Source organism: Arachnia sp. (assembly GCF_057238465.1).
In genome coordinates, this window is the sequence record NZ_DBHHFZ010000006.1 from 70,850 (window position 1) to 92,381 (window position 21,532).

General features: G+C 66.9%; 19 protein-coding genes. 11 read left to right on the plus strand and 8 right to left on the minus strand.

What is annotated here, in order from left to right; translation table 11 throughout:
* Positions 1-20: 20 nt before the first annotated feature.
* From ACO6D6_RS08005 to ACO6D6_RS08025, 5 genes are all read right to left on the minus strand, one after another.
* Entirely contained in the window at positions 21-827 is an 807-nt protein-coding gene (locus ACO6D6_RS08005; protein WP_484784728.1) for a PIG-L deacetylase family protein, read from the minus strand.
* Positions 828-861: 34 nt separating this feature from the next.
* Positions 862-1,812, minus strand: a complete 951-nt coding sequence (locus tag ACO6D6_RS08010; RefSeq protein WP_484784730.1) for an ROK family protein — start codon at positions 1,810-1,812, stop codon at positions 862-864.
* Positions 1,813-1,831: 19 nt separating this feature from the next.
* Positions 1,832-3,067 carry a hypothetical protein gene (locus ACO6D6_RS08015; RefSeq protein ID WP_484784731.1) on the minus strand — a complete coding sequence of 412 codons (1,236 nt, stop codon included), beginning with the start codon at positions 3,065-3,067 and terminating at the stop codon, positions 1,832-1,834.
* A gap of 20 nt (positions 3,068-3,087) precedes the next feature.
* Positions 3,088-4,128 (minus strand): Gfo/Idh/MocA family protein, encoded by a 1,041-nt coding sequence (locus ACO6D6_RS08020; RefSeq protein WP_484784733.1) that lies wholly within the window; start codon positions 4,126-4,128, stop codon positions 3,088-3,090.
* Between the two features lie 76 nt (positions 4,129-4,204).
* Positions 4,205-5,386 carry an ROK family protein gene (locus tag ACO6D6_RS08025; protein ID WP_484784735.1) on the minus strand — a complete coding sequence of 394 codons (1,182 nt, stop codon included), beginning with the start codon at positions 5,384-5,386 and terminating at the stop codon, positions 4,205-4,207.
* 83 nt (positions 5,387-5,469) lie between these two features.
* Between ACO6D6_RS08025 and ACO6D6_RS08030 the strand changes: the two genes are divergently transcribed.
* From ACO6D6_RS08030 to ACO6D6_RS08060, 7 genes are read left to right on the plus strand one after another with little or no spacing between them, the layout of a single operon-like run.
* The gene (locus ACO6D6_RS08030; protein ID WP_484784737.1) at positions 5,470-6,582 is read left to right on the plus strand and encodes a Gfo/Idh/MocA family protein; all 1,113 of its coding nucleotides are present in this window, start codon (positions 5,470-5,472) and stop codon (positions 6,580-6,582) included.
* 6 nt (positions 6,583-6,588) lie between these two features.
* Positions 6,589-7,698: an ABC transporter permease gene (locus ACO6D6_RS08035; protein ID WP_484784738.1), complete on the plus strand. Its 1,110-nt coding sequence runs from the start codon at positions 6,589-6,591 to the stop codon at positions 7,696-7,698.
* Positions 7,698-8,612, plus strand: coding sequence for an ABC transporter permease (locus ACO6D6_RS08040; RefSeq protein WP_484784739.1), 915 nt, complete (start codon positions 7,698-7,700; stop codon positions 8,610-8,612). The genes ACO6D6_RS08035 and ACO6D6_RS08040 overlap by 1 nt, the downstream gene beginning before the upstream one ends.
* Positions 8,609-9,607: an ABC transporter ATP-binding protein gene (locus ACO6D6_RS08045; protein WP_484784740.1), complete on the plus strand. Its 999-nt coding sequence runs from the start codon at positions 8,609-8,611 to the stop codon at positions 9,605-9,607. Before ACO6D6_RS08040 ends, ACO6D6_RS08045 begins: the two co-directional genes overlap by 4 nt.
* A complete protein-coding gene (locus tag ACO6D6_RS08050; protein WP_484784742.1) occupies positions 9,600-10,403 on the plus strand; it encodes an ABC transporter ATP-binding protein in 804 nt (267 codons plus the stop codon). Before ACO6D6_RS08045 ends, ACO6D6_RS08050 begins: the two co-directional genes overlap by 8 nt.
* Complete coding sequence (locus tag ACO6D6_RS08055) at positions 10,400-10,630, plus strand: hypothetical protein (protein ID WP_484784743.1); 231 nt, start codon at positions 10,400-10,402, stop codon at positions 10,628-10,630. The genes ACO6D6_RS08050 and ACO6D6_RS08055 overlap by 4 nt, the downstream gene beginning before the upstream one ends.
* A gap of 47 nt (positions 10,631-10,677) precedes the next feature.
* Entirely contained in the window at positions 10,678-12,426 is a 1,749-nt protein-coding gene (locus ACO6D6_RS08060) for an ABC transporter substrate-binding protein (protein WP_484784744.1), read from the plus strand.
* A gap of 338 nt (positions 12,427-12,764) precedes the next feature.
* Here the strand turns inward: ACO6D6_RS08060 and ACO6D6_RS08065 are convergent, their stop codons facing one another.
* The 3 genes from ACO6D6_RS08065 to ACO6D6_RS08075 form a co-directional block, all read right to left on the minus strand.
* Positions 12,765-13,763: an FHA domain-containing protein gene (locus tag ACO6D6_RS08065; protein WP_484784746.1), complete on the minus strand. Its 999-nt coding sequence runs from the start codon at positions 13,761-13,763 to the stop codon at positions 12,765-12,767.
* Positions 13,764-14,044: 281 nt separating this feature from the next.
* Positions 14,045-15,064 (minus strand): hypothetical protein, encoded by a 1,020-nt coding sequence (locus tag ACO6D6_RS08070; RefSeq protein ID WP_484784747.1) that lies wholly within the window; start codon positions 15,062-15,064, stop codon positions 14,045-14,047.
* A 217-nt stretch (positions 15,065-15,281) separates the two neighbouring features.
* Positions 15,282-15,614: a BlaI/MecI/CopY family transcriptional regulator gene (locus ACO6D6_RS08075; protein WP_484784748.1), complete on the minus strand. Its 333-nt coding sequence runs from the start codon at positions 15,612-15,614 to the stop codon at positions 15,282-15,284.
* 135 nt (positions 15,615-15,749) lie between these two features.
* On the opposite strand from ACO6D6_RS08075, the gene ACO6D6_RS08080 reads away from it, so the two are divergent.
* From ACO6D6_RS08080 to cydC, 4 genes are read left to right on the plus strand one after another with little or no spacing between them, the layout of a single operon-like run.
* Positions 15,750-17,222, plus strand: coding sequence for a cytochrome ubiquinol oxidase subunit I (locus ACO6D6_RS08080; protein WP_484784749.1), 1,473 nt, complete (start codon positions 15,750-15,752; stop codon positions 17,220-17,222).
* Between the two features lie 14 nt (positions 17,223-17,236).
* Positions 17,237-18,301, plus strand: a complete 1,065-nt coding sequence (gene cydB / locus ACO6D6_RS08085; RefSeq protein WP_484784750.1) for a cytochrome d ubiquinol oxidase subunit II — start codon at positions 17,237-17,239, stop codon at positions 18,299-18,301.
* Positions 18,302-18,329: 28 nt separating this feature from the next.
* On the plus strand, positions 18,330-19,925 hold the full coding sequence (gene cydD / locus ACO6D6_RS08090) for a thiol reductant ABC exporter subunit CydD (protein ID WP_484784751.1): 1,596 nt from the start codon (positions 18,330-18,332) through the stop codon (positions 19,923-19,925).
* Entirely contained in the window at positions 19,922-21,484 is a 1,563-nt protein-coding gene (cydC, locus tag ACO6D6_RS08095) for a thiol reductant ABC exporter subunit CydC (RefSeq protein WP_484784752.1), read from the plus strand. Before cydD ends, cydC begins: the two co-directional genes overlap by 4 nt.
* Positions 21,485-21,532 lie beyond the last annotated feature (48 nt).

Sequence of the window (21,532 nt, forward strand, 5' to 3'; positions counted from 1 at the left end):
GCTCCGAAGCGGGGAACGACCTAGGGGAGGATGCCGAGCAGTTCGTGGACGTGGTCGGCGTCCGTGGGGGCGCCGTACTCGGAGATCTCGTAGGCCTCCGCGGCCGCGGGGACACGTCCGTGGCGTCGCCTCAGTTCGTCCGCGAACTTGACCGCGATCCGGTTGATTTTCTCTCGCTCCCGCAGGCGAAGGAACTCGGTACGTGCGGGTTCCGTTCCTGGGACCTCGGCCGCGAATCCGTTGATGTGCGGCAGCCATTCACGAACCTGGCTCTCGTGGGCCATGATGGCGTCCAGTTTCCGTTCCAGCACCGCGTCGATGTCGAACACGACGTCGGGGCGAAACGGCCTCGGGTCGGTGAACGGGTCGTGGGTGTGCAGGATCACCGGCCGGGTTCCCGGCACCGGCACGTCGGGGACGATGCCCGGAACCATGAGCAGATACCCCGCGTCCTGCACCGCCGTCGCGATGGCCCGGTGGTCCGGGTGGTAATCGGACGGCCTGGGAGACACCACGACGTGCGGCCCGAAGGACCGGATGGCTGTGATCACCGCCTCGCGCAGCGCCCGGTCGGGGAACAACCAGCCGTCGGTGAACCCGAGGTTGGTCACCGTCGCCCCGACCGCTGCCGCACCGGCCCGGGCCTCCACGCGGCGGCGTTCCACCAATTCCGGGCCGGTCATCTTGTGATGGCCGCTGGAACCATCGGTGGCGGAGACGAACCGCACCACCCCGCCGGCCCGGGTTACGAGCGCGGCCAGCCCGGACGATTCGAACTCGCAGTCGTCGGGGTGAGCGCCGAACATGAGTACTCGGACATCTGTCATGGACATGCTCCTGTCGGTCGGGTGCGCCGGGGCGTCACCATTGTGGTAATTCCAAAAGACACAGCATGGCGGCGCCGAACAGCGACCCGTCGGCAACGTGCTGGGAGACGACCAGCTCGGGCGCGTAGGGGAAGCTGGCAGCCATGTGGGCCCGGACGACGGGTGCCCACCGGTCGAAGGAACGGGCCAGCCCACCGCCAAAGACGATGCGTTGCGGATCCAGCAGCGTGCAGAGGTTCCCGAGCATCGTCGAGATGAGCGCCGCCATCTCACCAACGAACGCGACGGAGACCGGGTCCCTCGCGGCGAACAACTCCCTCGGGGTCACGGCCCGCCCCAGCATCTTCGAGGCCCGCCTGCCCAACGCCGGCCCCCCGAGCAGTTCCTCGAACGGCGCGGGCGAAATGTCGCCGCCCCTGACCGCGTCAGCCACCGGGCTAGGTTTCATGTAGCCGATCTCACCCGCGGCTCCGTGCGCCCCCTCGACGATGCGGCCGTTCACCACCAGCGCGGCAGCCACCCCGGTGCCGAGGTTGACGTACAGGCCGGGGTCGACATCCCGTAGCCTCCCGGCCACCATCTCGCCGTAAGTTGCCGCTCGCACGTCATTCTCGAAGCGGATGCGCACCTCGCCGAGTTCGTCGCGCACGAGCTGCGCCAGGGCGGCGTCCTCCCAGGCGGGCGTGTTCGGGGAGAGTTCGACGACGTCGTAGCTCATCAGCCCCGGACGCACCACGATGCAGGTTCCGAACCGGGTGTGCCAACCCCGGACCCGCCGCACGTGACCCCGCAACTGTTGCAGCGCCTCGTCGCGCGCCGTCTCCGGAGCGGGTGTGGGCACCCGGAACGAATCAATGATGCCCCCGTCCGCCCCCACCCACGCGAATGCGGTTTTTGTGCCACCGATGTCGATGGCCAGGGCGGATGGCGCGTGGAACTGCTTACGGCTCTCCGGAATCCGGCCCGGCTCCGTGATGTTGGTCATGACAGGATCGCGCCCCGGTTCAGTTCTTGGCGAGGTGGAACGGATTCAGTTCCTGCTTGGCCATGATGTACCAAGCGGTGGCGCCGGTGTGCAGGCTCGTGTAGTTGACATCATCGCCGCCGGAGTGACCTTCCTTCGAGTTGGCCTGGATTCCCTTCCCATCCGCGTTCGGGCCGTGCAGCTGCGCCGTGCGGATGCTGTCCAGATATGCGCGGGCCCGTTTCTTGTGTTTCTTCTTGCCGCTCATCCTCAACGCGAGCGCCATGTGGGCGGTGCCCTCCAGCCAGACCGTGTTGTCGTTCTTTTTCTGATGTTCCTTTTTGATCTGCCAGGCGAACCGCACACCGACGACCGGCTGGGAAGGATTGGAGTCGTCGGTCACCTCGAGGTTGGCGATGTTCCAGTCCAGTGCCCGGCGGTAGCGGTCCGATCGGAGGGCGAGATAACCCCAGGACTGCACGTCCTCGGGAATGTACTCGTCCCGGTTGATGGTGACTCCGTCGGGTTTCGTCCCGATGTGGAAGCATCCTTCCTTCTTGTCCCACATGCTCTTGACGAACTTGCGGGCGTGTTTGCGGGCGCGACGCCATTTCCGGTCCTTGGTCAGCTGGTGGAGCATCCCGAACAGACCCACCATGTCGATGTTGTGCTCGGTTGACTTCCACTCGGTCTTCGTTCCGTCGGATCTGTAACCACCGGTGAAGCCACCACGCCCACGGGTGTCCTTGGTCTCCCGCAGCAGCCATTCCCCGATGCGCAGCGCACCGTCGCGGTACTTCGTGTCCTTGGTGACGTGCGCGAGATGGGCCAGCGCCATTCCGGCCCAGGCCTGGTTGCCGGACGCCGATCCCCAGGTCTGGATGTTCGGCACACCGTTGGAGTCGAAGAGGTTCTCGGGCCCGTAGGCGTTTCGCAAGCGCCCATCGCCGATGGGGTCCTTCGCTTGCATCTGCAGCAGGGCATCTCCCATGGTTCTCGCCCGATTGAGGGAGTCAACGTTGTTCTTCCGGTTGGCGTAGGCGATGATCACCAGCGCGTTGTCGTAGGTGACGGAGTTGTCCCAGAAGTCCAGGAAACCCCCGTGGTAACTCGACGGCACGCGAAGAGCCGGCGCCGAGGCCCATTCGTCCATCGCACCGTCGAGGTGCAGATAGGCGTTGCTGACCGTCTCCTCCTCGGAGGCGGCAACGGCGGGGGTGGACAGGCCCAAGGACATGCCCGAGGCAGCGACCAGGATTCGCAGGACGTGCTTCATCGGAGCCCTTCACTTTTCTTTCAGGTGTTCCTACCCGCCGGCACCGGCACGGGTTGTCTCGTGCCGGAGGCGACCGCGTCGTAGAAGGCGCGGGCGGCTGCGAGGTTGCGCCAGGCGTCGTGGACGGTGCCCAGCGAGTTGCTCTCACCGCGGATCCGGTCGACGAGGGGCTGGATCAGGTTGGATTCGTCGTCCAGCGGCCCGATCCGTTCCCAGGCGGGGCGGGCCTCGGCGCCGGAGCGCAGCACCGAAATGTTCGCATCGATGGTGTCGATCGCCAGCGACCCCTCGGTTCCGTTGATGGTGGTGGTGATCCGCCAGGCCCCGTCCGCGCCGGTCCAGGTGTTCTCCATGGTGGCAACCACGCCGTCGGAGAAGGTGAAGATGGCATGGCCGTAGTCCTCGACGGGCAGCTGCGGATACCGCAGGTTAGCGGCGTGCCCGATGACATCGACCGGTTCCGCTCCCAACAGCCAGCGCAGCCGGTCGATCTGGTAGATCGCGTGATCGATCCAGCCGCCGCCGGGCGCCTTGTCCTCCTCCACCCACCAGCCGTGCGAGTCGGAGTCCTCCCACGCCTTCGGCAGCACCCCGCACAGCGCGAAGTTGGCCGAGACGATCCTGCCCAGCGCTCCGGAGCGGACGATCTCGAAGAGCCTCTGGTTCTGCTCCGTCATTCGTGACCGCGATTCCGCCGGGATGAACTGCACACCGGACCGCTCCACCGCCTGCACGATGGCGCTCGCCTCCTCCAGGGTGCGCGCCATCGGTTTGATGGAGACGATGTGTTTGCCGGCCTCCGCCGCCCTGATGCAGATCGCGGGGTTCTGCTCGACACTGAAGAAGCATCCGATGGCATTGATCCTGGGATCCTGCAGCGCATCGTCGAGGGACGTGGAGAACTCCGCCCCCAGGTCGCTGGCAAGTGCCCTGCCTCTTGCGGGGTCGCTGTCGACGATGAGCGGCAGCTCGGTCTGCGGGTGCCTGCTCAGGCCCCGCGCCAGCGGCACCGCCGAGTACCAGTGGTCGAGCCCGGTGATTGCGAAGTTGATGGAAGTCACGAGTTCACCTCAGATCGCTTCTCGTCCCCTCGGGGACCACATTTTCTGAGGAGTATTTATTAATACCCGGAGTTTGTCAACTGGCGCCGCCCTGGACTCCTAGTCGGAACATCGCGTTGCGCGCGGTCTCCAACCCCATGTCGACAGCCCCGCGCAGCGTGGCGTCGGTGCGCAAAGTCGCGACGTCGAGGTCCACGCGGAACGGGCTGCGCCGGGTCACCGCGTCTCCGATCTCGGCGACGTAATCCTGAAGACGGATCCCAATGCCGCCACCCAGGACCACACACTCGGGATCCAGGACGGCATTGATGGCGATCACAGCCGCCGAAATGCCCTCCACGAACCGATCCATGACCCGCCGGGCCGCAGGATCCCCCGACGCGGCCAATTGCAGGACGGCCTCGGGAGTGGTGTTCACCAGCCCCAGCTCCCGGGCCGAAGCGGTGAGCGCGCGCGCCGAGACGACGTCCTCCAGGACGCGCGCCTTCCCGTCGGTCCCCATGGCGGTGAGCAGGTACGCGAGTTCGCCGGCGGCCCCGCGGAAACCGCGGTGCAGTTTCCCATTGAGGATGGTCGCCATGCCGGCTCCGGTGCCGATGTGGAAGTAAGCAAAGGATTCGTGTCGCTTGGCCTGGCCGTGGATCGACTCGGCCAGCGCGGCCAAGTTGACGTCGTTCTCGATCTGTAGCTGCGTGCCGAGCTCGTCGTTGAGCATGTTGATCAACTTGGGGCGATGCCAGCCCGGCAACTGATCCGCGTAGTCCACTACGCCGCGCTTCGGGGCGAAAACACCCGGGGAGCCGATGACCGCGTAGGTCCGCTCGGGCTCCAGCCGCAGCTTCGCCTTCGCCTGGGCAACCTCCGCGGAGATCAGGTCCACCAGCGCAGTCGCGCTCCTGGCCACGTTGCGCACGTCGTGCCGGTAGAGCTCGTCGCCCGCGATGTCCACCACCGCCACACGGACCCAGACGCGGCCGATGTCGACGGCAATGACCGACGCGGCAGCGGGGTTCACCCGGTACAGCTTGGCGGGCCTGCCCATGTCGCGGGCGTCGTTGCCCAGCGGGACGACAAGCCGCGCGTCCACGAGTTCGTTGAGCGCCGCGATTACGGTGGGCTGGGAAAGCCCGGAAGCGCGCGCCAGCCCGGGACGGGTCGACGGACCCTGGCTCAGCAGCGAGTCGAACAGGACACGCTGGTTCATCTCGCGGATGAGTTTGGGCCCCTTGCCCATCAGCCGATCGCTGGCCGTTGGCATGTTGATCCTCTCCACAGTGTTGCCAAGTCAACTCTGTTAGTTAATACTATTTATAATCTGGTGCAACGGGGCTAAGGAGTGTCATGACTCAGCAGAGGCCGCTACGGTTCGGGATCCTCGGGGCCGGCATGATCGCCGGCGACGAGGACGGTTTTCTGCCCAACCTAACCACGCTCGGAGACAAAGTTGAAATAACCACGGTCGCGGATGTCGTGCCCGAGCACGCGCAGCGCACCGCCCAGAGATTCGGCATCGGCACCGTTCACGAATCGCTCGACGAGATGTTGCGTGACGACCGCGTCGAGGCCGTGGCGAACCTCACCCCCATCTCCGTGCACGCCGAGACCTCGATACGGATTCTCCGCAGCGGCCGGCACCTGCTGAGCGAGAAACCGCTGGCCACCACCCTGGAGGAGGCCGACGCGCTCATCGAGGAGGCCGAGCGGCAGGGTGTTGTCTTCGTGTGCGCCCCTCCCGACACGCTCTACGCCCAGTACCGCGAGGCCCGCCGACTCATCGACGAAGGCCGCATCGGACGGGTGTGCTTCGCCCGGGTGCGCAGTTCACACGGCGGCCCCGGCGGCGCTCCCGACGGGTGGCCGTTCGACCCGACATGGTTCTACCAGCCGGGCGGTGGGCCCCTGTTCGACATGGGCGTCTACGGCATCCACGAGATCACCAGCCTGCTGGGTCCGGCGCGGCGGGTCTCGGCCTTCGGGGGCATCACGGAAGCCATCCGCACCGTGCGTGGCACGGGTCCCTTCGGTGGTTTGCGGATTCCCGTCACCACCCCGGACAATTTCCTGCTCATGTTGGACTTCGGCGATTCGACCTTCGCCGTGATCGACGCGACGTTCAACGTCCTGGCATCCAAGGCACCCAAGGTGGAGGTGTTCGGGCGGCGGGGTGCGATGGCCATCTACCACCGTGACGAGAACCCGCTCGAGGTGTTCGTCCAGGACCTGGAACCCGGCGTCGACGCCTGGATGGACCCGGAAGACCTCTCCCAGGCCAACAACGTCCGGGAACAGGAACTGCACCGCGCCATGCTCATGGAACACCTGGTCGACTGCGTCCGCAGCGGCGAACCCCCCATCGCCGACGCCTACAAGGCCCGGCACGCGCTCGAGATCATGACCGCTGCCATCGAGTCCGCGAAAACCGGCCGGGTCGTCGAACTCACCACGTCCTTCTAGGTCATCATGTCCGACGACGTTCACGCAGAAGAGGCGGCGCAGCTCAGTCCCGAGTTGACCCGGGAATCCGGCGGCCCGCCGCAGGCGAGCCTGGGCTACCGCATCCGGCACAACTACGTCCTGGGGCGCATCCTCAAGAGCCTGATCACGATCTGGGCCGTGGCCACCCTGTCCTTCGCTCTGGTGCGGTGGATGCCCGGCAACCCGCTGCAGGCCTACGTGCAGAAACTAATGACCCAGCAGGGCCTGGGACGGCAGGAAGCGCTCGCACGCGCTTCCTCGCTGCTGTCCTACGACCCGGATGCCCCGCTGCTGGATCAATACCTCACCTATCTCGGTGGGTTGGTGCAGGGCAATCTGGGCCAGTCCATCGTCGCGCCCGGGACCTCGGTGAGCGACTACATCCTCGCCTACCTGCCATGGACGCTGTTCAGTGTCGGCCTGGGGCTGCTGCTGTCGTTCCTGATCGGGATCGCTCTGGGGGTCCTGATCGCCTACAAACGCGGCCGCTGGATAGACCACCTGGTCACCAACATCTCGTCCGCGCTGAACGCCGTCCCCAACTACATGTGGGCGATGCTGGTGATCGTGGTCTTCGGCGTCCAGCTGCGCTGGTTCAACGTCAGTTCGTTGCGGGGCACGCTCACCCCCGGCGTCCAACCGGGATTCACCGCCGAGTTCATCCTCGACGCGCTGACGCACGCCGCCCTTCCCATCACCGTCTACGTCCTGACCTCCGTGGGGGGCTGGATCCTGCAGATGAAGTCCTCCACCACGCAGGTGCTCGAGGACGACTACGTGATCGGCGCGAAGGCCCGCGGCCTTCCCGGCTCCCGCATCCACATCAGCTACGTCGGGCGCAACGCGATCCTGCCGTTGTTCACCCAGTTCGCCGTCCAGCTGGGTTTCGTGGTCGGGGGCTCGACGCTGGTGGAGCAGATCTTCAAGTACGACGGCGTCGGGTACTACTTCTACGACGCGATCGTGGCCCGTGACTACCCCGTGGTCCAGGGCTTCATCCTGATCATCACGGTCTCGGTGGTGCTAGCCAACCTGATGGCGGATCTGCTTCTGTCCCGTATCGATCCGCGGATCCGAGTGGAAGGTGCCCGCTGATGAGCAACTCCCCGCTTCCCACCACCGATCCCACCGTCCTCACCGGGGCCCGGACTCCCCACCCTGGGAAAGGCCGATGGCGAAGCGCCCTCGGGGCCAGCGTGACGGGCACCGTCGGCGGAGTGGTGTTCCTCCTCATGTGCGTGGCCTCGCTGATCCTGCCGTGGTTCGTCGAGGTGCCGGCCGCCAACTCCGCGCTGATCTACGCCCCGCCGTCGGCGGAACACTTCCTGGGCACCGACGCCGACGGGCGCGACGTCCTCACGATGATCCTGCTCGGCGGCCGCGACGTCATCATCGTCAGCATCATCTCGGCCACTGTGTCCACGGGCATCGCCGTCGTGCTGGGCGCGTTGGCCGCGTACCTGCGGGGCTGGGTGGATTCCCTGGTGATCCAGTTCACCGATTTCATGCTGACCATCCCCCAGTTCGCGCTGCTGGTGGTGCTGGCCGTCTACGTGCGTCTCGACAGCCCCGTGATGCTGGCGCTGCTGCTCGGGGTCCTCGGCTGGCCGGGGCTGCTGCGAGCGGTCCGGGCCCAGGTGCTCTCCCTGAAGGAACGCGAATACGTGGAGGCGGCGCGCATCGTCGGTTTGTCGACACCGGTCATCATCGGCCGCGAGATCCTGCCGAACATGGCCAGCTACCTCATGATCCACTTCATCTTCGCGATGACGGGGGCGACGTACGCGATGGTGGGGCTGTACCTGCTCGGACTGGCGCCCATGACGGGAATCAACTGGGGAATCATGATCAACAACGCCTGGGCGAAGGGTGCGTTGTTCTTCACCAACGCCGCATGGTCGATCATGGCCCCGCTGCTCGTGGTGAGCGTGCTCCAGCTCTCCGCGATCTGGTTCGCGCGCACCTTGGAACAACTTCTGAATCCACGGCTGGCAGGGAAACAACAATGATGACTCCGACCACTGGTGCTAAGCCGCTGCTGAAGATCTCCGGGCTGGAGATCACCTACACGACGAACCGGCAGCCATCGACCGCAGTGAGGGACATCGACCTCACCTTGTACCCGCGGGAGACGCTCGTCCTCGCCGGGGAGAGCGGATGCGGCAAGACCACGCTGGCGCTGGCGATCCTGGGGTTGCTGCCCAAGGGCGGCGGCATCGCCTCGGGCAGCATCTTGTTCGAGACGAAAAAAGGCACCACCGTGAAGCTCACGAGCCTCTCCAGGGAGGCGGAACGTGCCCTGCGCTGGACGGAGATGTCGGTCGTCTTTCAGGGAGCGATGAACTCGCTGAACCCGCTGCTCACCGTCAGACAGCACTTCGTCGAGACGGCTCGCGCCCACGCGGGCAGCCCGAAGGGCGAAAAACTCGAGGCGTGGATGGCCGAGCTTCTCGAGATGGTGATGCTGGAACCCAAACGGGTGCTCGCCTCGTATCCCCACCAGCTCTCCGGCGGGATGCGGCAGCGGGTGCTGATCGCTCTGGGGCTGCTGCTGTCCCCCCGCCTGGTGGTGCTGGACGAGCCGACCACCGCGCTGGATGTCCTGACCCAGAAGGCGATCATCACCATCCTGCGTTCGCTGCAGGAACGCATCGGGTTCTCGATGATCTTCATCACCCACGACCTGGCGCTCGCCGCGGAGATCGCGGACCGGGTGGCGGTGATGTACGACGGCCGCATCGTCGAACTCGGCACGGCCCGGGAGGTCTTCACGGATCCCGGGCACCCCTACACCCGCGCGCTACTGGAGACGATCCCCCGCTGGGACGGCGAACCCGGCCGGCTGCGGACGATCAAGGAGTCGCTGGCCGACTACGACATCACCACCAACGAGGGCACGGCCCAACAGCTCAAGCTGCAAAAGGACTCCGAGGTGTGGCTGAGCGAAACCCACCGCGTGGCCCACATCCCCAGGAAGCGCTCGGAAGGACGGGCCGATGACTGAGAAATTGATGGAGATCCGTGACGTCACGCAACGGTTCCGCAGCGCGGAACGCGAGGTGGTGGCGGTCTCGAAGGTCAGCGTCCAGGTCGATGCCGGGTCGGTGACCTGCCTGGTCGGTGAGTCCGGTTCGGGGAAGACCACGCTGGCCAGGATCGCCGCGGGCCTGGACAAACCCACCGCCGGCAGCATCCACTACCGGGGCCAGGACATCTCGCAGCTGCGGGGACCCGATTTCATGCGCTTCCGGCGAGAGGTGCAGTACGTGCACCAGGATCCCTACGCCTCGCTCAACCCGACCCGCACGGCGCTCAGCACGTTGCTCTCCGCCCTGGGCGCCCGGAGGAACCGGACCAGGTGGCGCGCAACGGAACTGCTCGAACGGGTGGAACTGACCCCGGCCGACCTGTTCCTGGAACGCTACCCCCATCAACTCTCGGGTGGGCAGCGTCAACGCGTGGCGCTGGCCCGGGCGCTGGCCACCGAACCGGCGTTGATCATCGCCGACGAAACCACGTCGATGCTCGACGCCTCGATCCGCGGCAGCATGATCAACCTGCTGTCGGAGCTGCGCGACGACCTTGGCGTCGGTTTCCTGTTCATCACCCACGACTTCACCCTGGCCAGGCACTTCGCCTGGCGGGGTCGCACCGCGGTGCTCTACCTGGGCGAACTGGTGGAGTACGGTCCGACCCCCGAGGTCATGGATGCGCCCAAGCACGCCTACACCAAGGCGCTCATCGACGCGCTTCCCATGCTCAGGTTCGACGACACCGATGTTGCCGATGGTGCGCCATGACGACAGACGGCATGCCCCGCCAGGCGATTGCCGCGGGACTCACGATCACCCTCCTGGCAGGCCTCAGCATGCTGCGGGTCCCAGCCGATTCCGCCGCCTGGGTGATGTCGGTCCTTTCCCTCGCGGCAGGCGCGCTGCTGACCGGCTGCGGGGCCCTGCTCCTGCTACTCGCCAGAAGATCCCCGGATCGCACAAGGAAAACCCCCCGACCAAGAGAGGAATCATGACCCACACGACACCACGACGAGGGCTCGGTCGCTGCATCGTTGCAGCGGTGAGCGCGGTAGTGGCCACGGCGATGCTGCTGACCGGCTGTTCCGCCGCCGGCCGCTCCCCCACCGGGAACAACGCCGCCACCGGCCGCAATTTCGGCGCGGACCAGTCCTTCGATCTGCCCCCCAAGGGCAACTTCCACACCCTTTCGGGCGTGACCGGTTCCATTCCCACGAACCTCGGCTACCTCAACGACATGATCATGCTGCCCGGCGGCATCTACAACTGGGAGAAGCAGCAGTACTACTACCTGCTCGCGGATGAGTCCTCCGCCCTCTCCCCTGACGGCCTCACCTTCAACTACAAGGTGCGTGAGGGACTGAAGTGGAGCGACGGCTCGGCCCTGACGGCGAAGGACGTGTACAACACGTTCGTGATGCGCTACGCCATGCAGCAGCCGGTGTTCAACTACATCAAGGACATCGAGCTGGTCGACGACTCCAACGTCAGGTTCACGCTGAACTCGCCAGCACCCATCGCCGTGTACTGGATCATGCGCGAGCGGCCCGCCTCCAGCGCGCAGTACAGCACGGTGGTCGAGGACGCCGCGGCGTTGTTCAAGAAGAAGGCGGCCCCCGACTCGGACGAGGCGAAGGCCCTGTCGGCGCGCATCGCTGAGGTCAAGATCAACCAGCCGATCGTGTCCGGTCCGTTCACGATCAACACCTCCACCATGACCAACTCGCAGTTGACGCTGACCCTCAACAACAACGGGTATCGCGCGGACAAGGTGGGCTACGACACCATCACGGTCCACAGCGGATCCACGGAGACCATCACCCCCCTGGTGCTCTCCGGTGACGTCCACTACGCCACGGACGGGTTCCCCGTCGCCACCACGAAACAGTTCGAGCAGCAGGGCTACACGATCCTGCGTCCCCCGACGTACACCGGTCCCGCCTTGTTCTTCAACTACAACAAACTGCCGGAGTTCAAGGACAAGCGCGTGCGTCAGGCCTTCGCTTTCTTCCTCAACCGTAACGAGATGGGCACGATCTCCCTCGGCGACTCCGGCAAGGGCGTCCGGTACATGACGGGCCTGTCGGACAACGCCATCGAGAAATGGGTGACCCCGGAGGCGGCCAGCAAGCTCACCGCCTACGATCTCGACGAGGCGCGGGCCACGCAACTGCTGCAGGAGGCCGGCTGGACCAAGAACGGCAACCAGTGGGTCACCAGCGAGGGCAAGCCCGCGCAGTACGACCTGGTCTTCCCCGGTGACTACGTCGACTGGGCCGCCACGGGTCAAAGCCTCGCGGAGCAGGCCAGTGCCTTCGGCATCAAGATCACCCCGATCGGTGTGGACTCCAGCCAGCAGGAGGTCGACGTGCAGGAAGGCAACTTCCAGTTGGCCATCCAGGCCTGGGGCGCGTCGAACCCGTTCCCGACGGACTCCTACAACGCGACGCTGATCAACTTCAACTACCCGATGCTCGGCGAGGGCAAGGGAATCGGCTTCGGCCTCCAGGTGGAGACCGACGTTCTCGGCCCGATGAACCTGGAGCAGGAGGTCCGTGACAGCGCGTTCGGCACGCCGGAGGAGCAGGTGGCGAAAACCACCCGTCTGGCGCAGGCGTTCAACGAGCTGCTGCCGGTGCTGCCGCTGGTTGAGCGATTCGGAAACAACCCCGTGGTCACCAACAAGGTGGCGGGGTTCCCCGAGAAGAGCGACTACTACATGAACTCGTTCTACTCCGACAACTTCGTCCCCGTCTTCTTCTACGAGGGCATGTTGTCGCCAGTCCAGTGACCGATCCGTTCCGCCTCAAAGGGGTGGCCGGGCCCATGGCCCGGCCACCCCTCTTGTGAAGCCGGCTGGGCCCGCACCCGAGAGCCCCTGCGCACAAAACGCCTGTCACAGGCGGCACGGAACTGAGGGCGGGACATTCAAGGACTCGAGTGCCCTTCTTCCCCCTGTCCACGAAACGCGGGGGTTCGACGGTTCAACGTCACCACACTACGTTGAACCGTTCTTCACCTGCGATTCGTGCCTGGAAAAAAAGGGGGGTGTCTTCTCCAAGCCGGTTGATCCGGGGTGCGAGGAACGGGCGAGACAGTTTCGGCTCAACCGGCTTTGACCAGGGTGGTTCAGCGGGCCTGTTCGATCCGAAGGCTCACGCCGTCGCCGAGGTTGAGGACGGTTCCGATCGGGACCGTCACCGATTCGCCGTTCTCCAGCAGGTACGGTTCCTCACCGCTCACTTGGATGGTGGTGCCGTTGGTGGAGCGCAGGTCCGTGATGCGCGCCTCACCGGGACCGGCGGGTTCGATCAGCAGATGGCTGCGGGAGATGTCGTTGCCGGGACTGGGCACGCGCATCAGCGACGAGCCCATGGGACCGCGCGCCGCGTCAGGGGCGCGGCCGATCACCAGTCCCCCGACGACATTCGAGAACTCGCCGGTGTTGACCTGCACGCCGATTCCCACGGGGGCGTACTGCTGCGGCTCGTCGGCGTATCCCCTGCCCACGCCGGGGCGCTGGAACTGGGAGTCCTCGCTGTGGGCGGCGGACATTTCCTGGGTTTCCGGCATGGCAACGGGTTCCAGGGGTTCGGAGACGGGCTGGGGCTGTTGCACGACGGGCTCGGGAAGCTGGTGTTCGGTGTCGGGCAGCCGCACGAGCTGGTCGGGGTCGGTGGTCAGGTGCAGCGCCGAGGCGCCGACGGCACCGGCGATCAACGGCAGGTGGAGCAGCGCCTCGTACTCAAGGACACCCATGTCCACGCGAAGCCCACGGATGGTGCCCAGCGGCGCCTCGTGCCAGGTGAGCGCACCCGAGCCGTCGAGCGCGGTCTGTCCGGTCGCCATGTCGACGACGGAGATCCGGCCGCGGGCCAGGCCGTGCAGCGACCCACCGTCCCAGACGAACGCCGCGAAGTCCGGCATCTGGTCCAAGGAATAGCCGCGCAACACGTCGAGCAGCGCGGCCAGCGAACCGGCGCCCTGCATGTCGGTCCACAACTGGTTCACGAGCATCGACATCTTCGGCGGCGCAGGCTGCATCACCGCTACCAGACGTGGCCCCGCCAGCACCAGCCACTGGCCGGGCGTGTATGTAAGCCGCCAAGGACCCAAAGGAAGCGACATCACTTCTCCCGTCGTCAGATTTCTCTTCAGCCTAATGCCGGAAGGTTCTCCAATGGAGTTGGAACACCCCCGAGCCGCCAAACGGGGGACAGAACTTGTCTGTCACACATCTGCCGTGAGCAAAGCCGACGACCGGGTCGAACCCGCCCTTTGAAGCCGGTTGAGCCGGGGCGCGAGGAACGAGCACCCCGAGTCGAAACCACCCCACGCCCAGCAACCAGACCCGACCACAACACCCCGGACACACAACGACCAGCTCGCTCACGCTCGCGAGGTTCGGCTCAACCGGCAGCCGCCTCATCCACCCGGGCGCGACCCCGTAGTCCTTCGAGCAGTTCCACAACCCCTCCGGGCGGCTGTTTGACCCGTTGCGGCAGCCTCCCCCGACATCTCGGGCAGGTGGCCACCCTCCCCTTCCACCCCCGCTGCCGAAGAGCGAACCCCACCTCGTTCGCCACTCGGCAGGGTTCGTTCAGCACGTCGAACCAGCCGTAGCGCAACGTCGTCCATCCGAGGTTGAGCACGGTCCGGTTGTCCCGGAGCCGGTCCTGCGCTGCGTCATGGAACTCCCGACCGTCTAGTTCCACCACCAACCCGTGGTCGGGGTAGGTGCCGTCGAACCGGGCCCCTGCCAGCCTCCGGTCCTGACGAACCATGGTGGGCAACCGGTGTGCCCGTTCGACGTGCCAGAGGTAACGCCATTCCAGGATGCTCTCGATCCCTTCCCCTGCTGTGGAGGTCAGAAGCAGCACTGCGGCACGGTGCCTGACGCGTGCAGGTTCCATGAAGGCCCGTTCGACCTCGTCGGGTGACAGCAGCCCTCTGGAGATCCCGGTGGCCACGGCATGGATCAGTTCGTCCTCGGTGGCGTCGCGGGCGTAGTCGACCAGGCTGGCGGCCGGCGGCAGCCGTGGGGGTTTCCCGACCGCGGGACGGTCTCCCACGCGGTACTCGATGCTCCATCCCTCGAAGGCGAACCGAACGCGCCGGGATGTTCTCGGCAGCCAGATCACGATACGACCGGGTTCGCGGCGGGTGATGCCGTTGAGATGAGTGGCGGCCTCGGATCCGGCGACGGCGCCCGCACCACCACGCAGCAGACCGGACCACAGCAGCGACTCCCACGTGGGTCGCCTGAAGCACAGGATGCCATGGGCGATGTGCACCCACCCCCTGCCGGTCAGGCCGCGGATGACGGCGCGGCTCACCCCGGCCGCGGTGAGCTGGGCAGCCGTGAGAACCCCGCCCTGGGTGCGCGCGCGGAGGCGGAGCGAGTCGGGAAGGATGGTTCTGGAGGTCACATCTTCATCTTGGGCGGCGGGATCCGCGATTCTCCACGCCATCTCCCACCTGTGGAAAACACCGTCATCTCTACTACGCATTGTCGTATTTGATTACTACGTTTCGTAGTTCTTAACGAACGTCAAGAACGCCCCGATGAAAGTTTGTGCGACATCGTGAAAGATTTTGTACCGTATACGCTACAAAATCTTTCCAAATGACATAATGCGCGCCCGGTCAGGGGGTGGGGGACGGCCGGGACAGCGACTCGGACAGGAGTCGCAGGGCCTCGTCGCGAACCTCGACGGGGACGTCGCGGAGCAGCTCGGCCATCTCCCGGGCCAGCACCACCGACTGCGGGTCGGCGGGCTCGTAGCACCAGGCCCGGCCGCGTCTTTCCCGCCTGGCAAGGCCTTTCTTCGCGAGCCGGTCCAGCACCGTCATGACGGTGGTGTACGCCAGGTCCCGGTCGCGGACCAACAGCTCCTGGACATCAGCGACGGTGAGCGGCCCAGTGGACCGCCACAGCAGCACCATCACCTGCCGCTCCAGCTCACCCCGGGCCATCATGGGGGCATTCTACGGGCCGCAGCCGGGCTCTTCACGACGCCTCCCGCAACCACCCCGGTCAATTTTCTCGGCAAAGCCGTCGGGACATCTTGTCCGCATGTTGAAAATGTCATTACGGGGTAGTAGGTTCCGGCCATGGACCCCGTCGCAATAGCACGGTGGCAATTTGGAATCACCACCGTCTACCACTTTCTTTTCGTACCGATCACGATCGCGATGTCGATGCTCGTGGCGGTGCTTCAGACGATCTGGGTGCGCACCGGCAAGGAGCGGTACCTACGGCTGACGAAGTTCTTCGGGAAGCTGTTCCTGATCAACTTCGCCCTGGGGGTGGTGACGGGCATCGTCCAGGAGTTCCAGTTCGGGATGAACTGGTCGGAGTACTCCCGCTTCGTCGGCGACGTCTTCGGTGCGCCCCTGGCCCTGGAGGCCCTGATCGCCTTCTTCCTCGAGTCCACCTTCCTGGGGTTGTGGATCTTCGGCTGGGACAAGCTGCCGAAGAAGATCCACCTGGCCTGCATCTACGCCGCGGCCATCGGCACCATGCTGTCGTCGGTGTTCATCCTGGCCGCGAACTCCTGGATGCAGAACCCGGTGGGCACCAAGTTCAACTCCGAGCTGGGACGCGCCGAGCTCGACGGCGTGAGCGGGTTCCTGGAGGTCCTGACCAACCCGCTGCTGCTGTCCGCGCTGCCGCACGTCATCTTCGCCTCCTACATGGTCGCGGGCGGGTTGATCGCGGGCATCTCCGCCTGGCACCTGGCCAAGCCGGAGGTTTCCGAGGAGGACGCGGCCACCTACCGGTGGGCGACGAAGTTCGGCGCCTGGGTCCTGATCGCCGGTTCCGCCCTCACCTTCTACACCGGTGACGCGCAGGCCAAGGCCATCACGCAGCTCCAACCGTCGAAGATCGCCGCCGCCGAGGGGGCCTTCGAGGACACCGGCGACTTCTCGCTGCTGACCCTGCCCAACGCCGACCAGACCGGCACCGTCGTCGACGTCAAGGTCCCGGCGGTCCTGTCGATCATCGCGGGGGTGCCGCAGATCAAGGGCATCGACACCATCCGCGAGCAGTACGCCCAGAACGGCTACTCGCTGCAGGACGGGTCGCAGACGAAACTCCAGTCCCAGTACGCCGAGCAGCTCGCCGGGAAATACGGCGGACTCAACCCGATCCCGGACGTGAACGCCACCTACTGGTCGTTCCGCATGATGATGGTCTTCGGTGGTCTCGGCCTGCTGATCGGGATCTACCTGCTGTGGGTGATCCGCAAGGGCCGCGCCCCCAAGCCGTCGAAGTTGTGGACGACGCTGATGGCCGCGATGCCGCTGCTGCCGCTGTTCGGGATCTCGTTCGGCTGGATCTTCACCGAGATGGGACGCCAACCCTGGCTGGTGGCGGGCGTCATGCCCACCGAGGCCGGCGTCTCCCCCACCGCGAGCGCGGGCGACGTGTTGTTCTCCCTGATCGTCTACACGCTGCTGTACGGCCTGCTGGCGGTGATCGAGGTCGGCCTGTTCCTCCACTACACGGCCAAGGGTCTGCCCGAGGTGACCGAACCGAAGGTCTCCGACGATCCCGACGCCCCCATGTCCTTCGCGTACTGAGCTGGAGAGTTGACATGCCTCTGCTTGAAACCACCGTCCCGGCGCTGAACGTCGTCTGGTTCCTGCTGATCGCCGTTTTGTGGATCGGCTTCTTCTTCCTGGAGGGCTTCGACTTCGGCGTCGCCATGCTCCTTCCCGTGCTCGGTCGAAACGACAAGGAACGCCGCGTGATGGTCAACACCATCGGCCCCACCTGGGACGGCAACGAGGTGTGGCTGCTGACCGCGGGCGGCGCCACCTTCGCGGCCTTCCCCGGCTGGTACGCCACCTTGTTCTCCGGGCTCTATCTGCCGCTGCTGCTGGTGCTGGTGGGGCTGATCCTGCGCGGGGTGGCGTTCGAGTACCGCTCCAAGCATCCCGACGCCAAATGGCGCAACATGTTCGATGTCTTCGCCACCTACGGGTCGCTGACGGCGGCCTTGGTGCTGGGCGTCGGGTTCGCGAACTTCGCGATCGGCCTGGCCAACGACGGCAAGCTGTGGAACGGCAGCTTCTTCGGGTTGTTCGGTCCGTTCGCGCTGCTGGGCGGTGTGCTGTTCGTAGCCCTGTTCCTGGTGCACGGCGCCACCTTCCTGGCGTTGAAGTCGCGCGGCGAGATCCACGACCGCGCCCGCGGGTTCGTGCGCACCTGGGGTTGGCCGGTCGTCGGGCTGCTGGCGGTCTTCGTGGTCTGCCAGCACGCGTTCTGGCCCGCAACTTCCGAGTTCGGGAACTTCGCCGCGCTCGGGTGGGTCACGGCCGTGGTCGCCGTGGTCACGCTGGCCGCGTCGGTGTTCATGACCGTCCACCGGGAACGGGAGGGCTGGGGTTTCGTGCTGGGTGGCCTGTCCATCCTCACGATGGTCGCGGGACTGTTCTTGCGGATGTACGGCAATCTGGGGTTCGCTCAGGACGTCTCACAGCCGGTGGCGGCCCGACTCAACATCGTCACCGCCGCCAGCTCCGAGACGACCCTGACGATCATGACCTGGGCGGCCGTGATCTTCATTCCCATCGTGCTGGCCTACCAGGCGTGGAGCTACTGGGTGTTCAGCAAGCGCATCAGCACCAAGAACATCCCGGACAAGATCGTCTACTGATCCCCCGCCCGCCCCTATCCTTGTCCGCATGCCCGGACCCGTGGAGCCCAGACTCCTGAAACGCGCCGGGGCGACCAGGAACTACCTGATCGCCTCGGTTCTCGTCGGCATCCTGACCGCGGGGCTGGTGATCGCCCAGGCGTGGTTGCTGGCGCGCGCCGTCGCGATCGTCCTCACCTACCGGGCGCTGCCCGGCGACTGGCTGCCCACCCTGGTGCTGTTGCTCGCCATCTTCGCGGCGCGCGGTCTGCTGGCCTGGGTCAACTCGGTGCTGGCGCACCGCTCCGCGGCGGCCGTGAAGTCGCGGCTGCGGCGCGACGTGCTCGCCGCGCACCTGATCCGTCCGGTGGCCTCATCCACGACACTGACGAAGGTCACCACCACCGGCCTCGACGCGCTGGACGGCTACTTCTCCAAATATCTGCCGCAGCTCGGCCTGGCGGCGAGCGTGCCCTTCCTGGTCGGTGGGGTGCTGCTGCTGGCCGACTGGCCGAGCGCCCTCATCGTCGCGTTCACGCTGCCGCTGGTGCCCATCTTCATGGCCCTGATCGGCTGGACCACGCAGGCCGCGACCCGCCGCGCCTTCACGCGCGCCGACGCACTGGCCAACCACTTCGCCGACCTCATCCAAGGCCTGCCGACCCTCCAGGCCTTCGCACGCGCCCGGGCCCAGCGCAGGGGCCTGGAAATCACGGAGGAACGGTTCCGCGGCCAGACCATCAAGGTCCTCTACACCGCTTTCCTGTCCTCGTTCGCACTGGAGCTGCTGGCGTCGCTGTCGGTGGCGCTCGTGGCGGTGACCGTGGGATTCCGGCTCGCCGGAGGCGAAATGCCCTTCGAGACCGCCCTGTTCGTGCTGATCCTCGCACCCGAGGCCTTCCTGCCGGTGCGGCAGGTGGGGGTTCACTTCCACGACTCCGCCGACGGCGTGGCCGCCGCGAACGCCGCACTCGACCTGATCGAGCTGGGAGACGAACCCGGCGGCGGTGGCCTTCCCGAGGGGTCGCGGCTGACCCTCGACAAGGTCACCTTCACCTGGCCGGGAACCACCACCCCCGCCGTCACCGGCTTGTCCCTCGACGTGCCGGAGGGCCGCGTGGTGGCCCTCACCGGGGCCTCGGGAGGCGGGAAATCCACGGCCCTGGGCCTGGTGATGGGTTTCCAACGCCCCGAATCCGGCCGGGTCCTGATCGACGGAACCGACCTGACCGGCCTCGACGTCACGCGGTGGCGGGCCCGCACCGCCTGGGTCGGGCAGAATCCCGGCATGGTGACCGGCACCGTCGGCGACAACGTCGCCCTGGGGCATCCCGGCGTCCCGGATGCGGAACTCTTGGCCGCCCTGCGTGACGCCGGGGCCGATTTTCCCCTCGGCAAACCCGTCGGCGACGACGGCGAGGGCCTGTCGGCCGGGGAACGGCGACGGGTGGCGCTGGCCCGGGCGTTGATCCGGATCCGACACGGCGGGGCACGGCTGCTGATCCTCGACGAACCCACCGCGGGACTCGACGCGGACGCCGAGGCGGCCGTGATCCGCGCCGTGCGCGACTCGGGGGCCGGTGCGCTGGTGGTCAGCCACCGCAGCGCCGTGCTGGCGGCCGCCGACGAGGTGGTGACGCTGTGAGGGGGCTGCTCACGGATCTGATCCGCGCCATCCCGCTGGGTCGGCTGCGCCTGGGGCTGGCGGTGCTGCTGGCCGTCGCGGCGTCGGCGTCGTCGGTGGCGCTGATGGGGATCTCCGCGTGGCTGATCAGTTTCGCGGCCCTGCTGCCCCCCGTGCTGTACCTCCAGGCCCCGGCCGTGGGGGTGCGGACCTTCGCGATCTCGCGTGGGGTGTTTCGTTACGTGGAGCGTCTGGTCGGGCACGACGTCGCGTTGCGGATGCAGTCGGTGCTGCGGATGCGCACCTACGACTCGCTGGCCCGCACCACCCTGATCGGCGCCCGCCGCGGCGACCTGCTGACCCGGGTGGTCGCCGACACCGAGGCCGTCACCGACGTCGTGGTCAGGGTGCTGATTCCCGTTGCATCGGGCCTGCTGGTGATCACCGGCGCTTCGGTTGGGATCGCGGTCGTCTCGCCGTGGGCGGGGGTGGCGTTGTTCGCCACCACCCTGCTGGCCGGGGTCGTGGTGCCGCTGTTCGCGCAGCGCGCCACCCTGGCCGCCGACCACGACGCCGCCCCGACCCGCGGGGAACTCGCCGACGCCGTCCGCGAGGTGGCCCGCACCGCCCCCGACCTGGTCGCCTACGGCGCCGAACACGCCTCCCTGGCGAGGCTGCTGGAGGTCGACGACCGGCTGAAACGGCAGGAGGCGCGCAGCGCGTGGGTGCGGGGCGTGGCCACCGCGGTGCAGGTGCTCGCCGCAGGAGGTGCCGTGGTCGCGGGGCTGGCGATCGGCGGGCCCGCCGTCGCTTCCGGGGCCATGCATCCCACCTTCCTGGCGGTCCTGGCGCTGGTGCCGCTGGCCCTGCACGAGGTGCTGGCGACTTTCGTGGCGGCCGCCCAGACGTGGACCCGCACCCGCTCCTCCCTGGCCCGCGTCCGGGAGATTCTCGACGCCGACCCGGTCGGCACCGGCGACGTCGTCCCGGACGGGCAGGCCGGTCCCGGACTGGAACTCGACGGCGTGGCCATCGGCTGGCCCGGCGCCCCGGCGCTCCGAAACGGCCTCGACCTGGTGGTGAACCCCGGGGAGAAGGTGGCCTGCACCGGCGCCTCCGGCATCGGCAAAACCACCCTTGCGGTGACCGCCATGGGGCTGATCCCGCCTCGCGCGGGCACGGTGCGGCGGGGCGGCCGGGTCGGATACCTGGCCCAGGACGCCCACATCTTCACCACCTCCATCGCCGAGAACGTGCGGATCGGCAACAAGGACGCCACCGACGAGCAGGTCCGCGACGCCCTGCACCGCGCCGGCCTGCCGCTGGATCCCGGCCGGCTCGTCGGTGAGGACGGCGGCACCCTCTCCGGCGGGGAACGCCGCCGCCTGGCCCTGGCGAGGCTGCTGGTGGCCGACCGCGATCTGTGGATCCTCGACGAACCCACCGAGCACCTCGACCAGGCCACCGCCGAGGCCCTGATGGATGACGTGTGGCGTGCCTGCGAGGGGCGGGCGGTGCTGGTCATCAGCCACGACCCGGCCGTCGTCGCGGCCTGCGACCGGGAACTGCACCTGGCATGACGGCGGTCCCGGACGCAGGGCGTCCGGGACCGGGATCAGCTGAGTGAG